16 protein-coding genes are annotated in these 20,006 nt (G+C 54.1%); 11 read left to right on the top strand and 5 right to left on the bottom strand.

The features are described 5' to 3' along the window. Positions 1-8 precede the first annotated feature (8 nt). From Q4551_RS02895 to Q4551_RS02910, 4 genes are all read right to left on the bottom strand, one after another. Entirely contained in the window at positions 9-3,122 is a 3,114-nt protein-coding gene (locus Q4551_RS02895; RefSeq protein ID WP_303431696.1) for an efflux RND transporter permease subunit, read from the bottom strand. Further along, positions 3,119-4,330 carry an efflux RND transporter periplasmic adaptor subunit gene (locus Q4551_RS02900; protein ID WP_303431697.1) on the bottom strand — a complete coding sequence of 404 codons (1,212 nt, stop codon included), beginning with the start codon at positions 4,328-4,330 and terminating at the stop codon, positions 3,119-3,121. The genes Q4551_RS02895 and Q4551_RS02900 overlap by 4 nt, the downstream gene beginning before the upstream one ends. A 14-nt stretch (positions 4,331-4,344) precedes the next feature. After that, entirely contained in the window at positions 4,345-5,802 is a 1,458-nt protein-coding gene (locus Q4551_RS02905) for a TolC family protein (protein WP_303431698.1), read from the bottom strand. A gap of 217 nt (positions 5,803-6,019) precedes the next feature. Beyond that, positions 6,020-6,583 (bottom strand): hypoxanthine-guanine phosphoribosyltransferase, encoded by a 564-nt coding sequence (locus Q4551_RS02910; RefSeq protein WP_303431699.1) that lies wholly within the window; start codon positions 6,581-6,583, stop codon positions 6,020-6,022. 139 nt (positions 6,584-6,722) lie between these two features. Here Q4551_RS02910 and Q4551_RS02915 point away from each other — a divergent pair, with 139 nt between their 5' ends. From Q4551_RS02915 to Q4551_RS02950, 8 genes are all read left to right on the top strand, one after another. After that, positions 6,723-7,364 carry a Slp family lipoprotein gene (locus tag Q4551_RS02915; RefSeq protein WP_303431700.1) on the top strand — a complete coding sequence of 214 codons (642 nt, stop codon included), beginning with the start codon at positions 6,723-6,725 and terminating at the stop codon, positions 7,362-7,364. Between the two features lie 136 nt (positions 7,365-7,500). Beyond that, positions 7,501-8,628: a succinyl-diaminopimelate desuccinylase gene (dapE, locus tag Q4551_RS02920; RefSeq protein ID WP_303431701.1), complete on the top strand. Its 1,128-nt coding sequence runs from the start codon at positions 7,501-7,503 to the stop codon at positions 8,626-8,628. Positions 8,629-8,635: 7 nt separating this feature from the next. After that, the gene (locus Q4551_RS02925) at positions 8,636-9,589 is read left to right on the top strand and encodes a putative RNA methyltransferase (protein WP_303431702.1); all 954 of its coding nucleotides are present in this window, start codon (positions 8,636-8,638) and stop codon (positions 9,587-9,589) included. 100 nt (positions 9,590-9,689) lie between these two features. Continuing rightward, positions 9,690-10,130, top strand: a complete 441-nt coding sequence (locus tag Q4551_RS02930) for a DNA polymerase III subunit chi (protein ID WP_303431703.1) — start codon at positions 9,690-9,692, stop codon at positions 10,128-10,130. Then, positions 10,127-11,083, top strand: a complete 957-nt coding sequence (locus Q4551_RS02935) for a hypothetical protein (RefSeq protein ID WP_303431704.1) — start codon at positions 10,127-10,129, stop codon at positions 11,081-11,083. The genes Q4551_RS02930 and Q4551_RS02935 overlap by 4 nt, the downstream gene beginning before the upstream one ends. A 44-nt stretch (positions 11,084-11,127) precedes the next feature. Continuing rightward, entirely contained in the window at positions 11,128-11,328 is a 201-nt protein-coding gene (locus Q4551_RS02940; protein WP_303431705.1) for a hypothetical protein, read from the top strand. Positions 11,329-11,343: 15 nt separating this feature from the next. Continuing rightward, entirely contained in the window at positions 11,344-14,310 is a 2,967-nt protein-coding gene (locus Q4551_RS02945; RefSeq protein WP_303431706.1) for a valine--tRNA ligase, read from the top strand. A 418-nt stretch (positions 14,311-14,728) separates the two neighbouring features. Continuing rightward, entirely contained in the window at positions 14,729-15,853 is a 1,125-nt protein-coding gene (locus Q4551_RS02950) for a BMP family ABC transporter substrate-binding protein (RefSeq protein ID WP_303431707.1), read from the top strand. 187 nt (positions 15,854-16,040) lie between these two features. On the opposite strand, the gene Q4551_RS02955 is transcribed toward Q4551_RS02950, so the two are convergent. Beyond that, entirely contained in the window at positions 16,041-16,961 is a 921-nt protein-coding gene (locus tag Q4551_RS02955) for a TRAP transporter substrate-binding protein (RefSeq protein ID WP_303431708.1), read from the bottom strand. Between the two features lie 607 nt (positions 16,962-17,568). Here Q4551_RS02955 and Q4551_RS02960 point away from each other — a divergent pair. The 3 genes from Q4551_RS02960 to Q4551_RS02970 form a co-directional block, all read left to right on the top strand. Next, positions 17,569-18,015 carry a bacteriohemerythrin gene (locus Q4551_RS02960; protein ID WP_303431709.1) on the top strand — a complete coding sequence of 149 codons (447 nt, stop codon included), beginning with the start codon at positions 17,569-17,571 and terminating at the stop codon, positions 18,013-18,015. Between the two features lie 581 nt (positions 18,016-18,596). Next, positions 18,597-19,043 (top strand): bacteriohemerythrin, encoded by a 447-nt coding sequence (locus Q4551_RS02965; RefSeq protein ID WP_303431710.1) that lies wholly within the window; start codon positions 18,597-18,599, stop codon positions 19,041-19,043. A 550-nt stretch (positions 19,044-19,593) separates the two neighbouring features. Next, positions 19,594-20,006, top strand: a 413-nt coding sequence (locus Q4551_RS02970; protein ID WP_303431712.1) for a bacteriohemerythrin, incomplete at its 3' end; no start/stop codon positions are given.

Here is a 20,006-nt window from a genome sequence, read left to right on the forward strand (position 1 = left end):
TCTGGCAATCAACTATTCAATGGCTCCGCCGTACCCGACAATTTGCTCAGTAACTGATCCAGCAATACATACAGGGCAGGCAACACCAGCAAGCAAATAAAGGTGGTAAACAGAATCCCGAATCCGAGTGATACCGCCATGGGGGTAATAAACTGTGCCTGGCGTGAGGTTTCAAAGACCATGGGAGCCAACCCACCAAAGGTGGTCAGAGTGGTCAATAAAATGGGCCGGAAGCGTCGCACTCCGGCTTCACTGATGGCTTCCAGTGCCGTCAGCTGGCGTTTTGCCCGGATGCGGTTGGCGTAGTCCACCAGAATCAGACTGTCGTTCACCACCACACCGGCCAGTGCCACAATCCCCATCAGGCTGATAATCGACAGTCCGTATCCCAGGATAATATGACCCAGAATCGCTCCGGCCGCGCCAAAGGGAATCACCAGCATCACCAGCAATGGCTGGCCATAACTGCGGAACGGAATCGCCAACAAAACGTAAATCAGCAGTAACGAGAACAACCCGTACAGCTGCATCACACTCATGCTTTCACGGGTATCGGCCTGACGTCCCCGAAAATCAAAGTCGAGGCTGGGGTATTTGGCTTGCAGGTCGACAAAGGCTTCTTCCTGTAACACCGTCATCACGGCCGGGATTTGCGTACGCGGTTCGACATCGGCGGTTACGTTCACCACTTGCCGCCCGGCCCGGCGTGAAATACTCGATGGCGAGACGGTTTTCTCCAGCACCGCGACTTCTGCCAATGGCACATAACCACCGGCTGGCGTACGGATCATCAAGCGCTCGATATCGGCACTGTAGCGACGTTCGTTCTGGGGCAAGCGTACCAGTACGGTGACTTCGTTACGCTGGCGTTGCTGCCGCAAGGCTCTGGCACCGTACAAGGCCGCCCGCACCTGCATGGCCACATCATCCGACTCCAGCCCAAGGCTGCGCCCGAGGTCGTTGATCGCCACATCCCATTGTGGTTTGCCACTGGTAAAACTGCTGGCAACATCCTTGACGTTACCCAGATGCGACATAAACACACTGAGGTCTTCACTGGCTTGCGCCAGCAGGTCGATATCGTTGCCGCGCAGCTCCACCGTCAGGCCGCGACCACCGGACGGGCCGCCACCGCGTTCAGAATCGAAGGTAATGCTGCGAATACCGGGAATTTCTCCCATGGCGGCACGCCAGCGTTTGGCCACTTCGTGGGCGCTGATGGGACGGATTTCAGAGTCCACCAGCCGCGCTTCCACTTCGATGGTTGAGCCATTGATACTGCCTTCAATACTCAGCAGCAAGGGCGTTCCGGCAGCTTCAACCGGCTCGACGATATCGCGCAGCCGGGCTTCCAGCTGTAACCGGACATCCAGCGCCTGTTCAAACGGCGCATTGGAGGGCAGCTCGACCGCCGCAACGGTAAACTCGCCTTCCAGACGCGGAAACATACTGAAACCCATCCGCCCGCTGAATGCCCAGGCCAGTACCGTCAGCCCCAGTGCCAGCGCGATGGCCAGGGTCAACCCCGGGTTGCGCAAACTGACTTTCAGGGTCGGGCGATAAACCCGGTCGATAAAACGTCCCAGACAGCCATCAACCTTGAGTTGCAAGGCATCCATTTTTTGCCCTAAACGGCTTTCCGGTTTTTCTTTCAAATGCGCCAGATGGGATGGCAGGATAAACAATGCCTCCAGCCAGGAAATCAGAAAACAACTGATCACCACGATCGGAATCGCCAGGAACAATTTCCCCATCATGCCAGGCAGTGCCAGCAAGGGCAGAAAGGCTGCCACGTTGGTCAGAATGGCAAAGGCCAGCGGACTGGCGACTTCTTTGGCACCCACCACCGCTGCATCGGCAAACGGCATGCCTTTCTGCATGTGTTCGTAAATATTTTCACCGGCAATAATGGCGTCATCCACCACGATGCCAAGGGCCACAATAAAGGCGAACATCGAGATCATATTGATCGACATATCCACCGCAGGCAGCAACAGCAAGGCGCCTAAAAACGCCGTTGGAATCCCCATGGTGACCCAGAACGCCAGCCGGTATTCCAGAAACAGGCTTAACAGCACCAGCACCAGTGTCAGCCCGATGGCGGCGTTTTTGATCAGCAACCCGACCCGCTGGTTGTAGGTTTTGCCATCGTCATCGGTGACCACAATCTTGACCCCCGGGGGCAACCAGCCACGAATCTCGTCGAGTTTTTCGTGTACGGCGGCGGCCACGGTCAGGGGTGTTTGTTGTTCAGAACGGTATATGTCGTAACGGATGGCTTCCTGGCCGTCATACGTCACCAGTCTGCGGCTGTCGCCAAAACCTTCGCTTACCTGGGCGATATCCCCCAGCCGCAGCCGTACACCGCCAGCATCAGCGATCACCGGAATGTCGTTGAATTCTCCCGCCCAATAGCGCCGCTGGTCGAGCGCCACCAGAATATCGCCTCCCGGGGTTTGCACGGTTCCAGCACTTTGTTCGATGGCATTTTTGCCCACCGCTGTCGCGATATCTTGCAACGACAGACCATAACGCTGGAGTGCAGACTGGGGAATTTCGATATGGATTTCTTCGTCGGGGGTACCGGTCAGCTCGACCTTGGAAATCTCTGCCGACGATAACAACTCATCCTTGACCCGTTCGGCCAGACGTTTGAGGGCAAAGGTATCCAGCGGGCCAAAAATCGCCATTTCCACCACGCTGATATTACGGCTGGCAATACTGACGCTCGGTGTCTCCATTTGCCCCGGAAAGGTGGTAATCCGGTTCACTGCCTGCTGCACATCCTGATACGCCTGCTGACGGTCCGTACCGTTATCCAGCTCAATCGTGACTCTGGCGCTGCTTTGGGAGGCGGTTGAGTTGATCTCTTTCAGGCCATCGACTTCTGCCAGTTCATTTTCAATTGGCAGTACCACCCCTTGCTCCATCTCGGTGGGCGTTGCACCGGGGTAGCTCACCTGAACGATGATCATGTCCGCTTCGTAGGATGGAATAAATTCCTTGCGGATGGTCAGCGACATCAGAAAGCCGCCAATGATCAATACGGCCATCAACAGGTTGGGCGCCACGCCATGGCGTGACATCCAGGCGATCGGGCCATTCCCCTGCGCCGCACTCATGGTGTCACCTCTGGCTCACGACTGGAGGTGCCGTCGGCGGCTTCCACAGCCGCGCCAGCATCCGCCCAGTTGGCCAGCCGCACCGGCAAGCCTTCCGTTACACTGTCCAGCCGGTTAACCAGCAACTGATCATCCGGCTGCAGGCCCGCGCCAATCCAGGCCCGGGTCCGGCCCCGGTACAAGACCTCGGGGGTGCGCCGTACCATTTGGTTGTTGTTCACGACCCAGAGGCTGCCATCGTCATTCAGCTGCTGTAATGGCACGGTGACGCTATTGGGAATGGCCTTGCCTTGCAGCTCGACAGAGACAAAATCATTCAGCATCAACACCGGCTGTTCCGGGTCCTTGAGGCTCAGTGGATCACTTACGGCAACCATTAGCCGGGCCTGGCGGTCACGCTCGTCGACGTCGGCCAACAGGTTCAGAATGCGGGCTTCGCGGCTCTGTTTACCCCAGCTGGGGTGATAAAGCCGGATCGGGGCATCCACATCCAGCCAGGCCAGAAAATTGCGCGGCACTTTGACTTCGATCCAGAATTCATCGGTATTCACCAGTTCAAACAGCTCGACTGAACTGCTCACCTGACTGCCAACCGCCACATTGCGTGACAGTATCTGACCGTTAAACGGCATCGTCACGCGGGTACGCGCCAGGTTCAGTCGGGCCTGGTCGGTCTCCGCCCTGGCACTGAGCAGCTTGGCCCTGGCACTGGCCAGCTGCGGTTCTCGTAACACCAGCGCCCGGTCGGCACCGGTCAGCTCTCGCTGCGCCAATTGGTATTCGTCGGCGGCCAGGGCGGACTGCCCCAGCTCCAGATCCAGATCGGCTTGCGCCTGAATGCGAGCCGCTTCGTATCGCTGCAACGCCAGCTCATAATCCCGTGGTTCAATGGTCAGCAGCCGCGCACCGGCCTTCAGGGTCGCTCCCGGCAATGCCTCGCTGGCCACCGAGACAACCCGACCGCTGACCTGGGCCTGCAGCAGGATTCGCTCTGCCGCTGACACCTGACCACCCGCCGTCCAGGTTGGCCGTCCGCCAGCGCCCGGGCGCTGCACTTCAACCAGCCGCGCCTGCACCACGGGTTTTACCCGCTCCGGCACCGGGGCGGTGGTCAGCACGATCCAGGCTGCCGCGCCTCCCAGTACAAGCACCAGCAGTACCAGCCAGACATTACCGGTTTGCTTGTGCAAGCCTGTGGGTTGTTTCATATTCCGGTTGTCCTTCATGGTTGTGATTCTCCAGCATCCGCCCCGGTGAAATCGCCGTGACTGACCGATCGATACAATTGAATACGGTATTGCAACTGCTGCCATTGGCCATCGAGTACTGTTTGCTCCAGCGCCAGTACGTCCTGTTGTACGTTGAGCAACGCCAGAAAATCCCCCACCCCGCGCCGATAGCGCGCCAGCTGGAAGGCTTCTGTTTTACGGGCCAGGTGTAATTGTTTGACCAGGCTGGCCAGCTGGTCACTGGCCTGTTGTTCCTGCACCAGGAGTTGCTGCACGGTCTGGGCTGCCGCCAACAAGGTTTGCTGATAATCCGCCACCGTCGCCTGCACTCCCGCTTCCGACGCGGTCACCGCTGCGCGGCGACGGCCACCATCCAGCAGGGGTGCGACCAGACCCGCCGCCAGATTCCCTACCCAGTTATCAAAGATATCGGCCAGATTGGCGTCGGATGCCGAATAAGACGCCGACAGCGTCAGCCTTGGATAGCGGTTGGCAATGGCTGCCGCCAGCGCGGCATTCGCCGATTGCAAGGCAAACCAGGATTGCTGCACATCTGGCCGTTGTTGCAAGGCTGACAGAGAAACACGGGGGGATGAAGACGGCAGTCGTGGCAACGGCCGTGGTGGCATGGCGGCCAATTCAGGAACAAGCTCACTCTGCAGCCAGTCGCTGCGACCCAGCCAGACCGCCAGTTGCTGCTGATAGATAATTTGCTGGGCCTGATCAGCACTCAAACTGGCGGAGAGATTTTCCAATAATTGCTGTTGTTGCCAGACATCTGAAATAGCCACCTGCCCACGATTGAATCGCACTTCGGTGATAGCCAACGCCGAGCGAACCCGCTGTTGTTGCTGGCTTAGCAACTGGATACGACCTTGTTGCCGCAACCAGCCAAACCAGGCCTGGGCGACTTCTCCTGCAAGCGTATTGGCTGCTACCCGCACACTGGCTGCGCTGGCCAGGGCATCCAATTGACCTTGCTGTTCCAGCGCACTGACCCGCCCCCAGAAATCCACTTCATAGGCAGCCGACAAACCGGCCTGCCAGCGATTGGTACCGGCATCCGGCCCAAATGAGCGGCTGCGCGACAAACTCGCATCCAGGGTGGGAAACTGTTCCGCCCCGGCCTGCCGGGCCAACGCCTGACTTTGTTGCAGCCGGGCCCAGGCGGATTGCAGGGTAAAATTATTCGCCAGGCTGTCTTCAATCAGACGATTGAGCATCTGATCATCAAAGGATTGCCACCAGCGGTCCGTGACCGCCTGCCCGGCAGCAACAGCCGTGGGAGAGGAACTGGCAACAGGTTCAGCCAGCCCGGAAAAGGTCATCGGCTCAGGCTGAACCGGCTCAATCGAACTGCAGCCAGCCACCGCAGTGACCAGCAACAGCAGCAGTCCCGACCGCTTGCGGCTTTTGGAACCCGCAGTGACATACGATCCAACATCCCTCACCCAGTATCTCCCTGGCAATTAAACGGCAAATGGGGCACAACCAGACAGAAGTGATATCACCGCCGTGAGGTAAAACGCCGCTTCAGACACAGTTATTTTTTGAAAAGTTCCGTCAATAATAACGGTTAACTATCTGACACATCACCAGTACAAACAGCCGTTTGCCAATCACAACGAATAACGGTTATTCCCCTTGTTATGGCAGGCCAACAGCCGGTTACAGACCCTTGACCGCATAGATGCCCGGCAAATTACGCCAGAAGCCACGGTAATCCATACCACAACCAAAGACATAACGGTCTTCAACTTCCATACCGGCGTAATCAACGGTCAGTTCATCGGTTTTGCGATCATGCCGCTTATCGACCAAAACGGCGGTGAGCACCTCTTTGGCACCCTGTTGACGACAGGCTTCAACGACGGCCGCCAGGGTATGACCTTCATCAAAAATATCGTCCAGAATCAATACCGTACGATCCGTCATTGGTATCGATGGCGGTGCTTGCCACTGCAGTTCGGTACTGCCTGTCACATCACCGCGATAACGGGTAGCGTGCATATAGCCAACCTCAAGCGCAAACGGCAGCCGGGGCAATAACCGCCCGGCCAGTACCAGACCACCATTCATAATGGTATAGACCACAGGAACCGTATCTTGCAGGCGCTCAGTCAGATCAGCGGCGAGCTGATTGATCGCGTCGTCCACTTGCTCCGGGGTTTTCAGTAAGTCCGCTTCTTGCAATACAGTATCCAGCTGATCTTTTGTCAGTGTCTCACTCATGGAGGCTTCTCGGCATGTCAGTAAAAAACCGGCATAGTAACACGCGGCCAGAACGGCGAAACCTGCCGATCTATTCTTCTGGCACTGATATCAAACCATTGGCTATCAACGTCATTCAGCACGACAGGGAACTTGGCTTATGTACTTTTTTCGTCATACCTCACAGCACCACCCTCACTCTCTGCGCCACTGGCAATCCGGCCTGCGATGCAGCGCATTGGCACTGCTGCTATCCGGCTGTGCCAGCTACCCGTCATCAGTCGCAGTACCTGACCCCGATATGTTGCCGTCATTGCAACAGATACAAGCCAACCCGGAGCAATACCAACATCAAACCGTTGTGTTGGGCGGGCAAATTATCAGTGTTATCAATGGTGACCAGCACACTACGCTGGAAATATTGCAGCGCCCGCTGTGGGATTCTGGCCAGCCGCGTTCAGACAGCGACCGTTCCGATGGCCGCTTTCGGGCCGAGTTCGATTATTTTATTGACCCGGAAACCTACCAGTCTGGCCGGTTAGTTACCGTTCGGGGACAGCTGACCGGTATGGATGAAGGGCATATTGGTGAGCATCCCTATCGTTTTGCCCATATCCAGGCCGATGGCATCGAGCTTTGGCGCAAAACATCAGCTCCTGAGGTCCGTTATCACTTTGTCTGGGGAGTAGGGCCCTATTACGGCTACCCCTATCCCTACCGCAGCGCGGTTATTACCGGTGCCAAACCGCTCAAGCATCCTGTCCCCAAACACCCCGCCCACCCCAAGGCCAGCACGCCCTGAAGACAACACCGGTGCCATTACCATCAGTGATCGATACCGGTGTTTCACCACCGCGCAGTGCGACGCGCTTTATCCCGCTCAAGGCTATGGTATTATCCGCGCCCGTTTTCGCCCTGCACCAACCTCTGGAGTTGTCATGTCCCCTACTTTACAACTGGCTTGCGACCTGATTGCCCGCCGTTCCGTCACCCCGGAAGACGAAGGTTGTCAGGCGTTAATGATGGAACGTCTTGCCAACGCCGGATTTACCAATGAGCCTTTGCGCTTTGGTGAAGTCGATAACTTCTGGTCCCGCCGTGGCAACAGCGGCCCGCTGGTCTGCTTTGCCGGCCATACCGATGTTGTGCCTACCGGCCCGGAACAGAACTGGCAATATCCGCCATTTGAACCCCAAATTGTAGATGGCATGCTGTATGGCCGCGGCGCCGCTGATATGAAAGGTTCACTGGCCGCCATGGTGGTCGCAGTTGAAAACTTCACCGCCAAGCACCCTGACCACACAGGCTCAATTGCTTTTCTGATCACCAGCGACGAAGAAGGCCCGGCCCACAACGGCACCGTCAAGGTGATTGAAACACTGGAAGCCCGGCACGAAAAAATCGATGCCTGCATTGTTGGTGAACCCTCATCGACCCATCTGGTGGGTGACACCATCAAGAATGGCCGCCGGGGTTCACTCGGCGCAGTATTGACAGTCAAGGGGATTCAGGGACACGTAGCTTACCCGCACCTGGCCAGTAACCCGGTTCATCAGGCAGCACCCGCGCTGGCGGAGCTGGCCAGCGAAGAATGGGATCAGGGCAATGACTTTTTCCCCGCCACCAGCTTCCAGATTTCCAATATCAATGCCGGCACCGGTGCGACCAATGTTATCCCTGGCAGCATGACCGTGGTGTTCAACTTCCGTTTTTCCACCGAACTCACTGCCGACATTCTCAAACAACGTACCTGCGATATTCTCGACAAGCACCAGGTCGACTACGACATTGAATGGAACCTCAGCGGCCTGCCATTCCTTACCGACCACGGCCCGCTGGTTGATGCCTGCGTGGATACCATCCGCGCAGTGACTGGTCGCGAGACCGAACTGTCAACCGCCGGAGGCACCTCCGACGGCCGGTTTATAGCCCCGACCGGCGCACAGGTCGTGGAACTCGGCCCTCGCAACGACACCATTCACAAAGTTAATGAATGTATCAATGCCGCCGACCTCGACACCCTCACCAGCCTGTACGAAGGCATTCTTGAGCGCCTGCTAGGATAGCCAGCCGATGACAAGCACAGACACAGAACAGACCATCCCCCAGGCAAACGATATTCTGATCTGCCCGGTTTGCCAGCAACCCTTACCGGAACTGGCAGGCGCTACCGACAAACACGGTGCCGCCCGCAGCCGGGGCTGTGCCAATGGCCACAGTTTTGACCGCGCCCGCCAGGGCTATTTCAACCTGTTACTGGTCAACCAGAAGCGTTCGCTCAATCCCGGCGACAATATTGAAATGGTCAGGGCCAGACAACAGTTTCTCAACGGCGGTTATTATCAAGCCATTGCTGATGCCATCAACACCGCCCTGATCCCGGTATTGGCAGACCGGGCAAACACGTCTGCCTCCCAGACACTCCATATTGCCGACAGCGGTTGTGGTGAAGGCTATTACACCGCCTCACTGGCTCAACAACTGACCGCCAACCATATCCACCACCATCTGTACGGCATCGATATTTCACGGGATGCAGTCCGTACCGCCTGCCAACGCAGCAAACAGATTGACTGGCTGGTGGCCAGTGGCAGTCGCCTGCCGTTCCAGCCTGGCAGCCTCGACGCCATACTCAGTGTGTTTACCCCGACCATGGCTGACCGCTGGGCGGAATTGCTCAAACCCGAAGCACCCGTCTGGCTGGTTACACCGGCACAGCAACACTTGCAAGAACTCCGGCAGCACATTTATACCGACGTTCGCAGCGACAGTTACGATCCAACTGATGACATGATAAAACAGGGATTTGAGCGGGTTGGCAGCAGCGAGCACAGCAGCCAGGTATTTATTCCGGCCGCCGCCCTCCCCGACCTGCTTACCATGACACCACATGGCTGGCGCATTACCGCCGAAAAGCGCCAACAGGTACTGGCCCTGAATGGTCTGGAACTGACTATTAGTGTCCGTATCTCGCAATTTTCAGCGCATTCATCAAACGATCAACCCGCACCGGCAGAGAACATATAAAAGATCCTCGTTTAATAGCATCAAGCGGTTTGAAAGCCCCCCATCAACCGGGTAGCATTCAGTTTATTAATGACCTGCAACAACGGCAGCCACGCCTCGCATGACCGATATTCTTTTTTATGTACTGGCCGCGACCACCATCGACGAGCAACAGCACTTTGTCTGTCGTTTGACCGAAAAAGTCCTGGCCCAGGGCAAGCATATTTATATCCATACCGGTTCTCGCAGCCATGCCGAGCAACTGGACCGGCAGCTGTGGGCGTTTCGTCATACCGCTTTTGTGCCACACAGCCTGGTCGATGAACAACGACCCGTAAGCCAAAGCCCGGTACATATAGGCTGGCAAGATGCGCCGACAGAGCAGCATGACGTACTGATTAACCTGAACGACCAACTGCCATCTTTTTTTGGCCGTTTTGATCGACTGGTCGAAGTTGTTATCCAGCAGGATGACGTACTGGGACATACCCGCGACCATTTCCGTTTTTTGCGTGACAGGGGCTACCCCATTACTCACCAGGATATGAGACTACGCACATGAGTACCGACAACGATTCGCGTAACTTACTCGACGAACTGGAAACCTTGCAGCGCGTCCTCGACGATGCCGCTGGTGAGCAAATTGACCTCGAGCAAGCCTTGACTCAGCTGAATACTGTCGACGATGTCCCGGTATTGAGCGACCTGTTCAGCCAAGATGAACCGCCGGTATTACGCAATATCAATCCGCCAAACAAGCGTCCTCCTCACCTGTCCGCTGTCAAAAGTCCGGAAGCGGATAGCCAACCCCGAATTGTCGCCAGCGACATTCTGGAATACTTGCGTCAGGAAATGGTACGCAAGAACGAATCCGACCACAGCTCCGATACCCTCGATGCCATTTTTGGCCCGGTCGAAGATAACTACCCGGCACCTGAAAACCTGCATATTGAGCCGGTCGCCCTCAAACCAGTCCAGTCTGATACACCGACGCACAAGCCAGCAGCCCAACCCGCCGCTGCCCCAGACCCGGCCAGCACAACCTCCAGCGTCACCTCCGGCACGGACACCATCCCGACGCTCACCGAGAGCAATATCCCGCAAGACGCCATCACACCGGCACCACAACAACCGGAATCCCCCACTCTGGAGCCCCTGCATTTTGAACCGGAACCGGAACCGGAAGCACCAGTCCTGCCCGAGTCTCCAGCAGCTGACGCTGACGTGCCGGAGATAGCTGCCAAGATATCGTCCAACCCGTTTTTGCCGCAGTCGATACTGGACCGCCTCACCTCCGAGCGTCTGGCGGCCCAACACAGTGCCGAAGAAGCGCACCGCACCATGCAACGGGTGACAGAGCAAAAACAACAGCGTGACTCCGATGCCATCGCCCTGCTGGGGGCCACCGAGAAGAAGCAACTGATCGAGTCCCTTGTCGATGAGCTGACTCCAGTGATCCAGGCCCGCCTGCGCGAAAAACTGCGTAATATCCTGATGAGCAAACCTCGCGACTGATACTCTGGCTCCCGAACTGCCAGGCCATACGCCCAGACCCGCGCGTGGCCTGGGCTTCACTGAACGAACTTCACTGGCCAACCATTCCACCACACCCCCAGCAACTCACCCTGAAAACACATCCGGCCCATCCAGCGGCTGAACACGCGCCACGATTCCGCTATACTGGCCGCCATTTTTTATCGTTTAATCAGTCGCTTGCCAATCTACCCGGCTACCCGGATGGCATGCCGCACCACCATTGAGATCACACCGCCGCCATGGACAAGACCTACAAGCCCGACGCCATCGAACAAACCTGGTACCAAGAATGGGAAGCCAAAGGCTACTTCAAGCCCTATCAGGACGGCCTGGATGGCGAAGGCTACTCCATCATGATTCCACCGCCGAACGTCACCGGCTCCCTGCATATGGGCCACGCGTTCCAGCACACCATTCAGGATGCCCTCACCCGTTATCACCGCATGCTGGGCAAAAAAGCCCTGTGGCAGGTCGGTACCGATCACGCTGGTATCGCCACCCAGATGGTGGTTGAACGCAAACTGGCAGCTGAAGGCCAACCAGATCGCCACGAACTGGGCCGTGAAAAATTCCTCGAAAAAGTCTGGGAGTGGAAAAACCAGTCCGGTGGCACCATCACCCGTCAAATGCGCCGCCTCGGCAACTCCGTCGACTGGGACACCGAACGCTTCACCATGGACGACGGCTTCTACAAAGCCGTGCAAGAAGTGTTTATCCGCTTGCACAAAGAAGGCCTGATCTATCGCGGCAAACGTCTGGTCAACTGGGACCCGAAACTGCACACCGCCATTTCGGATCTCGAAGTTGAGAACAAGGAATCCAAAGGCAGCATGTGGCACCTGCGCTACCCGCTGGCAGATGGCGAGACCTACACCGACGCCGATGGCAACACCCAGAACTATATTGTGGTCGCCACGACACGTCCGGAAACCATGCTCGGAGACACCGGCGTTGCGGTTAACCCGGAAGACCCGCGCTACCAGCACCTGATTGGCAAATTTATTGAACTGCCGCTGGTGGGTCGCCGCATCCCGATCGTCGGTGATGAACACGCCGATATGACCAAGGGCACCGGTTGCGTCAAAATCACCCCGGCGCACGACTTTAACGACTGTGAAGTGGGCAAGCGCTGCGGCTTGCCGATGATCAACATCCTCACCTTCAACGCCGATATTCGCGACGAAGCCCAGGCGTTTAACAGCGACGGCTCGGTCAACACCGAAGTCGACACTCATATTCCGGAAAAATACCGGGGCATGGAACGCTTCGCCGCCCGCAAAGCCATCGTTGCCGACTTCGACGAACTGGGCCTGCTCGATGCCATCAAGGACCACGACCTCACTGTGCCCTACGGCGACCGCGGCGGCGTCGTCATTGAGCCAATGCTCACCGACCAATGGTACGTCGATGCCAAAACCCTGGCCAAACCGGCCATCGAAGCGGTCGAAAATGGCGATATCCAGTTTGTACCGAAAAACTACGAAAACATGTACTTCAGCTGGATGCGTGATATCCAGGACTGGTGCATCTCCCGCCAGCTCTGGTGGGGCCATCGCATCCCGGCCTGGTACGACACCGAAGGCAACGTCTTTGTTGGTCACGATGAAGCCGAAGTACGCGCCCAGAACCACCTCGCCGACGATGTTGAACTGACGCAAGACAACGACGTGCTCGACACCTGGTTCTCCTCCGCCCTGTGGACCTTTGGCACCCTTGGCTGGCCCAATATCGACGACAAGGAAGTGGCCCGTCGACTGGCCGACTTCCACCCGACCGATGTGCTGGTGACCGGCTTCGATATCATCTTCTTCTGGGTTGCCCGCATGATCATGATGACCATGCACTTCTGTAAAGACGACGACAACAAGCCCCAGGTGCCGTTCAAGACCGTCTATGTTACCGGCCTGATCCGCGACGAAGTTGGCCAGAAAATGTCCAAATCCAAGGGCAACGTCCTTGACCCGCTGGACATGATCGATGGCATCAGCCTCGATGAGCTGATGGAAAAACGCACCGGCAATATGATGCAGCCCAAGCTGGCGGAAAAAATCGGCAAGCGCACCCAAAAAGAATTCCCCGATGGCATCGCCCCCCACGGCACCGATGCCCTGCGCTTCACCCTGGCAGCCATGGCCTCCACCGGCCGCGATATCAACTGGGACATGAAACGCCTGGAAGGTTATCGTAACTTCTGCAACAAGCTGTGGAATGCCTCGCGCTACGTCATGCTCTCCATCGCTGGCGAAGAAGCCGTCGAAGCCGCGGCCGCCAACAACACCGCCATTGCCATCACCGACGACATGCTGGCCGCCTGTGGTGCCACCGGCGAAGCCGCAGCCCTGAGTCTCGCCGACCGCTGGATTATCTCGCGCCTGCAACGCACCGAAGCCGAAGTCCGTCGCCATATGGACCAATACCGCTTCGATATGGCCGCCCAGGCACTGTACGAATTTATCTGGAACGAATACTGCGACTGGTATCTGGAGTTGTCCAAACCCGTACTGTGGGACAAAAACGCCAGCGCCGAGATTCGTCTCGGCACCCTTGGCACCCTTGTACGCGTGCTGGAAGCCACCCTGCGTCTGGCCCACCCCATTATTCCGTTCATCACCGAAGCCGTCTGGCAGCAAGTGAAAGACCTCGCTGGCAAAGGCGGGCCTGACTCCAGCGCCTCCATAATGCTGGCCGACTACCCGGTACCCCAGGAAGCCCTGATCGATACCGAAGCCGAAGCCGATATCGAATGGCTACAGGGTGTTATCACAGCGGTACGTAACATTCGTGCAGAAATGAACATTGGCCCCAGCAAGGAACTCGACCTGTTGTTAAAAGACGGCAATGACGACGACTTCCGCCGCGCCGACGACAACCAGACCTTCCTTGCCAAGCTGGCCAAACTCAGCAGCATCACCTGGGTCAACGACGGCGACACCGTCCCCATGGCCACCACCCAACTGGTTGGCCATATGGAAGTGCTGGTACCCATGGCCGGACTGATCGACAAAGACAAGGAAATCGCCCGCTTAGGCAAAGAAGAAGAACGCCTGGGCAAAGAAATTGGCCGCATCAGCAACAAGCTGAACAACGCCGGTTTTGTCGCCAAGGCCCCGGCTGCCGTGATTGAAAAAGAGAAAGACAAGCTGACCGGTTACGAACGCGATCTGGGCAAGATCAAGGAACAGATCGAAGCCATCAAGGCGCTGTAACCCAACAGAGCAACATGCCGACCGGCGGACACGGAATGCCGCCTGTCGGGCACGGACGCTGGCCGACGACTACGCGCCACTCGACGGTCTCTACGGCATGCAAATGCACAAACACCTCTCCTGCCTGACAGCCACAAACAGGGCCGTATAAAAATCTGTCATTCCGGGCCGGCCCCGGAATCCGAGGGCCACGGACAGGGCCGCTCCCCACGTAAATTCAAATCCTTCCAGAACCGAACCACCAGGCATCCATCCATTCGCAATCACGGCTCCTTCTGCGGGATTGTCCGCTGTGTCGAATAAGACCCGTTAACAAATTGATTATTTATTGACCTGAATGGTTGAGATATTGATAATCCCCGCAAGCTGACCATATGGTCAGGTTTTGCAACCAAGCATTCTCAGGTCATTAATCGTGATGAATATCAAACCCGTTTCCCTGCTCAGCCATATTGGTTCTGCCACTACCCGATTCGCCTTCTTCGCTGCCGTACTGGCCATTGGCTTATTGCCAATCATCCTTTCCAGTACCGCTTATGCCTCCCCCATCAAAGCTGCCTTCATATTGGTCGGCCCAGCCGATCATGTTGGCTGGAGCTATTCTCATAACCAGGGACGTCTTGCGATAGAAAGAACATTTGGCGATAAAGTCGAAACAGAAGTCGTTGAATTTGTTCCGGAAGGACGCTCTTCACGTGAGGTATTACAAGACCTGGCAGACCGAAACGATATCGTATTTGCTACTTCGTTTGGTTATATGGTTTCCACCGAGAGCATTGCCCGCGATAATCCCAATGTCATTTTTGAACACGCCACTGGCTCCCGCCAAGGTGGAAACCTGGGCAATTACGCGACTCGAGCCTATCAACCCAGATACCTCTCTGGCCTGATTGCTGGCAGCATGACCAAAAATGGCAAAATTGGTTACGTTGCTGCGCATCCAATACCGGAAGTTATCCGTGGCATCAATGCATTCACCATGGGAGTCAGGGAAGTTAACCCAACGGCTGAAGTCGAAGTACTCTGGACCTATAAATGGTACGACCCGGAAAAAGATGTTGAGCTGGCCAATCAGCTGATTGAATCCGGTGTTGATTTATTAACACACCATACCGACTCATCCGCCATTGCCGAAATCGCCGAGCAGAAAAACGTTTATGTTATCGGCTACCACTCAGATATGCGTCCATTTGCACCCAGCAAACACCTGGCGTCGGTTGTTCATAACTGGGGGCCTTATTATATCAATCGCATTCAAGCCCTGTTAAACAACACCTGGAAGCCCGACAGTGAATGGACTGGCATGGCAGAGTCTACCTCTCAGCTGGTTTCAATCAGCCCTGAAATTCCCGCGGATATACGCCGGCTGGTAGCCAATAAGCAACAAGAAATAATGTCCGGCCAATACTCAGTATTTGCTGGCCCGATTAAAAGCTATCGTGGCAGCACCCGCATCAAGGAAGGTAAAGAATTATCTGACGATCAGCTATTACGGATGAACTGGTACGTAGAAGGTGTCACAGGCTCGTTATTGGCTTTCTAGCCTGTTGACCCGGGGAACGAGGCATTGCAACCGCGACCCGGATCACCAGACAGCCATTCCGCTGGCAGGCAAGAGGGTTATCATGGGGCAATACCTTGCCCCGGCCGGTAAACTTAACTCCCCCTGATTTGGTATCAAGGAACGATGCTCTGCTGCCACAGCCATTTAACCCGATCAGAGCAGGCGGTTACGGCTGATCCATACCAAAACGTTTCAGGCGTTCATTAGTGCCGTAATAAAAGTCTCGCAGCTTTTGGGGCACGCTATTAAAGTCGGCTTCGGTGTAGGTTTTCACGCTAACGCCCTCCCCGCGCAGTTGCTTCAGGTCGGCTTGCTCCGCTTTTTCCAAGCCAGCAAAAGTTGCCTGCTCTGCCTGGGTAAAGGCCGCACTGATGGCCTGCTGCTGTTCTGGCGTTAACGCATCCCACCAGCTTCTGGACACCACAAACACTCCGGGAAAAGCCATATGCCTGGTGTACATCAGGTTGGGAGCCTGGGTAGACAGCTGCAAATCAACCGCCGTAGCCAGGTCGATATCAATAGCGTCGATTTTTTCCTGTTCAAACCAGAGGCGTATATCCTGAATCTGGATCGGTTGCGGATCGGCCCCCAATTGCCGATACCAGTTGTAGAATACGTCGTTGGGGAAGGTGCCTACTTTTTTGCCTTTCAAATCCTGGACAGAGGCCATCGCCGCCGGCGACATAATCACCCGCATACCGGAAAAGGCATACCCCAACGCCACCAGGTTGTGGCGCTCCAGACCGACCAACATGGTTTTGGCATCATCCCGCTGCGCCGCCCGACGTAACTGCCCGGTATCGGCGAACTGGTATGGCATCAGCCAGCCATTCAACGCAGGATCAAGCGTGGTCAGTGAACCAACCGCAACAATCGCCGCCTGTAGCTGTCCTCGCCCCAACAGTTCGATAATGCTGGACTCTCCACGGACTTTGGCGAAGCGGGATTCACGCACCCGAATAGTATTGCCAGAGCTGCCTTCTACGGTATTTTTAAACTGTTGCATCAGCCTGGACCAGGCGTGATCTGGTGTTGTGATCATGCCAAAGCGGATGGTCTCGGCAGCCGCGCTGGTCGCCGTGACCATGAGTAGCAGTGCCAATATGATTGTTCGGTGCTGTTGCTGCCTTGTTATTATTTTTATCATTGCTGATCCATGCCATTACGTGGAGCGGTCGTTCGTTCACCAGAGTCATGCATCTTCGTCCGTCCACCGGAGCGTCTTTTAGGTGTGTTACGGCAACCTCTGGCTATTGCTGTTCCTGCAGCCAGATGACGTATCTGGGCATAGAGAGCCAGCATCTCTCGACCCGCGGATAACAGGAATAATACTTAAGGGCTTGAATCGCACTCCTTTAGCCCGACCAAATCACTACTACTTTTGCTGCAATACCTGCCACGACTTCCCCATAAGTATTTCAACCGGGTTGGGTTGTTTACGGTCAAACACAATGTTTTAAATATGAACCAATTCGTTTTACAGCAAAATTTTTGCCAACAATGCAATCACGCTTACGCGAGCTATGTCATAAAGCCTACAATTCCATCCATCTGGACAGTGTCATAAAACTTACATTCTGTTGTCATCAATATGACAAATAAACCCTGTTCTCATTTTCAACCCATTGATTTAAAAGAACTTAATATTGGAATGCCTTTTGCTGGACTAGCGTATACTTAAAGGAGGAATACACATGCAACAGTTCCAGTGGGTGCCCGGATTCGAAACAGGAATCGATGTAGTTGACTCTCAACACAAGCGAATTTTTGAGTATATCCTCGAGGTCGACAAGGCGATAAAGATGAAAAACCCGGAATCTGTAAAACAGATTGCCCGGTCTCTGATCGACTATTCCATCTCACACAATGCCTTTGAAGAGACTCTGATGGAGCGCGCTGGCTACCCCATCCTTGATGCTCATGCCAAAGTGCACGAAGCCTTTCGTGATCGCGCTTTGTCCTACAATCAACGCCTAGAAAACGGCGAAGACTGTTTCAAGGTTGCCAAAGAAGTCCGCTCGGACATCGGTTTGTGGCTCACCAATCATATCCAGCGCGACGATAAGGATTATGTCCCTTACGTCCGCAAATCACTCGAAGGCGGGTTTGTCGGCCGTATGGTGAAACGCTTTTTTGCCTGATTTGTTCAACCTGCATACGGATCACTTCGCCATAACTCCCAGGCTGCCTGCTTTGCCAGGCACTCTGGCCCCCAACAACCCATGCGCCATTCTATATAAATCCAACCTGGCAGAGATTTGCCTTTTATATTGATAGGCTTATCAACTTAGAAAACCCACCCTGACTATTGACAAAAATAACAATATATTTTTTATTTGCGATCCATAATTTCTTCTGCTAGCATCAAATTTTTAGCACCATAGCAGTAGTTGGAAGGCTTTATTTTACATGAATAAACAATCATTCATATCCGACTCATTTAGCAATTTTTTTACTGAAATCAACCATTCAAGATTTTTTGATTTCGTTCGAGAATCGATCAAAATCAATTTTCAGAGTCGAAAGCAACACCCAATAAAAAACGACCTTAAAGATATAATAATCGCATACCCATAAAAACAACATAATTGCGAAAATACTGGCCACTCTGAAATTTTTATTTCGGCAACCATGATTATAAAGATATCAACAATATACTTTATATTCATTGATTAAATAAAATTCAATTTCCTGGATTTATTAAAATCCACAAGGTTAAGACATGCAAAAATTCCAATGGATACCAGAATTTGAAACCGGTATTGATGTCATTGACTCTCAGCACAAACGAATATTTGAATACATAATTGAGGTTGATAAAGCCATCCTGATGAGAAATCCGGATTCGGTAAAACAAATTGCCAAGGCATTGATTGATTACTCAATTTCTCATAATTCCTTTGAAGAAACCTTAATGGAACGCGCCAACTACCCCATTCTGAATGCTCATGCCAAAGTGCATGAAGCCTTCCGGAAACGGGTACTTTCTTACGACAAGCGCCTCGAAGAGGGTGAGGACTGCTTTAACGTGGCCAAGGAAGTCCGCTCGGATATCGGCTTGTGGCTCACCAATCATATCCAGCGCGACGATAAGGATTATGTCCCTTACGTCCGTAAATCACTCGAGGGTGGATTTGTCAGCCGCATGGTCAAACGCTTTTTTGCCTGATCCTCTTGGTCAGCATGTCTATTCACATGGTGATATGCTGTAGGACTGTAGGCTTGTGTGAACCGCCAAACCACACAGGTCTGCAGCTCATCTCAATACGCCGCCATTTCATATATTCAAATAACGTCACTCTCTCCTGCTGTCACAGCCATTGTCATAACAGTCATAACACTCATCACCGCCCCATATGTCATGATACCCCAGTAGAATGATCATGAGATCATCAAAAAAATCTCAATATCAATCATACTTACGAAACTTACAAAATTTACAAATCTTGTTATTTACGCAAAAGAATCCCCGGTGCTAGAGTAACAAAACTCTCACAAACACAATGGAATAAATAACCGGTTTTCTATGTGTCAACAAATGTGTCTGAATTTATTTAGAGCCTAAATAAACCACAAGACCTACTTGTCTTATTTTCTGTGATTAAAACAAGAACCAGGTCACATTTACAAACAAAGAACATTAAACGTCACAAAAAACTGCTGCCTTGATGAGTCAGATTTCATTTTGAATTTATTGTAATTTTAAAGGAATAATATATATGCAGAAATTCCAGTGGATACCCGAATTTGAAACAGGTATTGATATCATTGACTCTCAACACAAGCGGATATTCGAATATATTCTTGAAGTTGACAGAGCTATTTTGATGCAAGACTCTGATGCCGTAAAACAGATTGCGGGGTCATTGATCGACTATTCCATCTCACACAATGCTTTTGAAGAGACTTTGATGGAGCGCGCCAATTATCCTATTTTGGCAGCTCATGCCAAAGTGCACGAAGCCTTTCGTGATCGCGCTTTGTCCTACAATCAACGCATCGAAAACGGCGAAGACTGTTTCAAGGTTGCCAAAGAAGTCCGCTCAGACATCGGTTTGTGGCTCACCAATCATATCCAGCGCGACGATAAGGATTATGTCCCTTACGTCCGTAAATCACTCGAGGGTGGATT

It is taken from the genome of Oceanobacter sp. 5_MG-2023 (genome assembly GCF_030548165.1).
Taxonomy (GTDB): domain Bacteria; phylum Pseudomonadota; class Gammaproteobacteria; order Pseudomonadales; family Oceanobacteraceae; genus Oceanobacter.

Coding starts and splice junctions, on each gene's coding strand:
- Q4551_RS02895 (WP_303431696.1), bottom strand. CDS start 3,122: ATGAGTGCGGCGCAGGGGAATGGCCCGATCGCCTGGATGTCACGCCAT.
- Q4551_RS02900 (WP_303431697.1), bottom strand. CDS start 4,330: ATGAAACAACCCACAGGCTTGCACAAGCAAACCGGTAATGTCTGGCTG.
- Q4551_RS02910 (WP_303431699.1), bottom strand. CDS start 6,583: ATGAGTGAGACACTGACAAAAGATCAGCTGGATACTGTATTGCAAGAA.
- Q4551_RS02915 (WP_303431700.1), top strand. CDS start 6,723: ATGTACTTTTTTCGTCATACCTCACAGCACCACCCTCACTCTCTGCGC.
- dapE (WP_303431701.1), top strand. CDS start 7,501: ATGTCCCCTACTTTACAACTGGCTTGCGACCTGATTGCCCGCCGTTCC.
- Q4551_RS02925 (WP_303431702.1), top strand. CDS start 8,636: ATGACAAGCACAGACACAGAACAGACCATCCCCCAGGCAAACGATATT.
- Q4551_RS02930 (WP_303431703.1), top strand. CDS start 9,690: ATGACCGATATTCTTTTTTATGTACTGGCCGCGACCACCATCGACGAG.
- Q4551_RS02935 (WP_303431704.1), top strand. CDS start 10,127: ATGAGTACCGACAACGATTCGCGTAACTTACTCGACGAACTGGAAACC.
- Q4551_RS02945 (WP_303431706.1), top strand. CDS start 11,344: ATGGACAAGACCTACAAGCCCGACGCCATCGAACAAACCTGGTACCAA.
- Q4551_RS02950 (WP_303431707.1), top strand. CDS start 14,729: ATGAATATCAAACCCGTTTCCCTGCTCAGCCATATTGGTTCTGCCACT.
- Q4551_RS02955 (WP_303431708.1), bottom strand. CDS start 16,961: ATGGTCACGGCGACCAGCGCGGCTGCCGAGACCATCCGCTTTGGCATG.
- Q4551_RS02960 (WP_303431709.1), top strand. CDS start 17,569: ATGCAACAGTTCCAGTGGGTGCCCGGATTCGAAACAGGAATCGATGTA.
- Q4551_RS02965 (WP_303431710.1), top strand. CDS start 18,597: ATGCAAAAATTCCAATGGATACCAGAATTTGAAACCGGTATTGATGTC.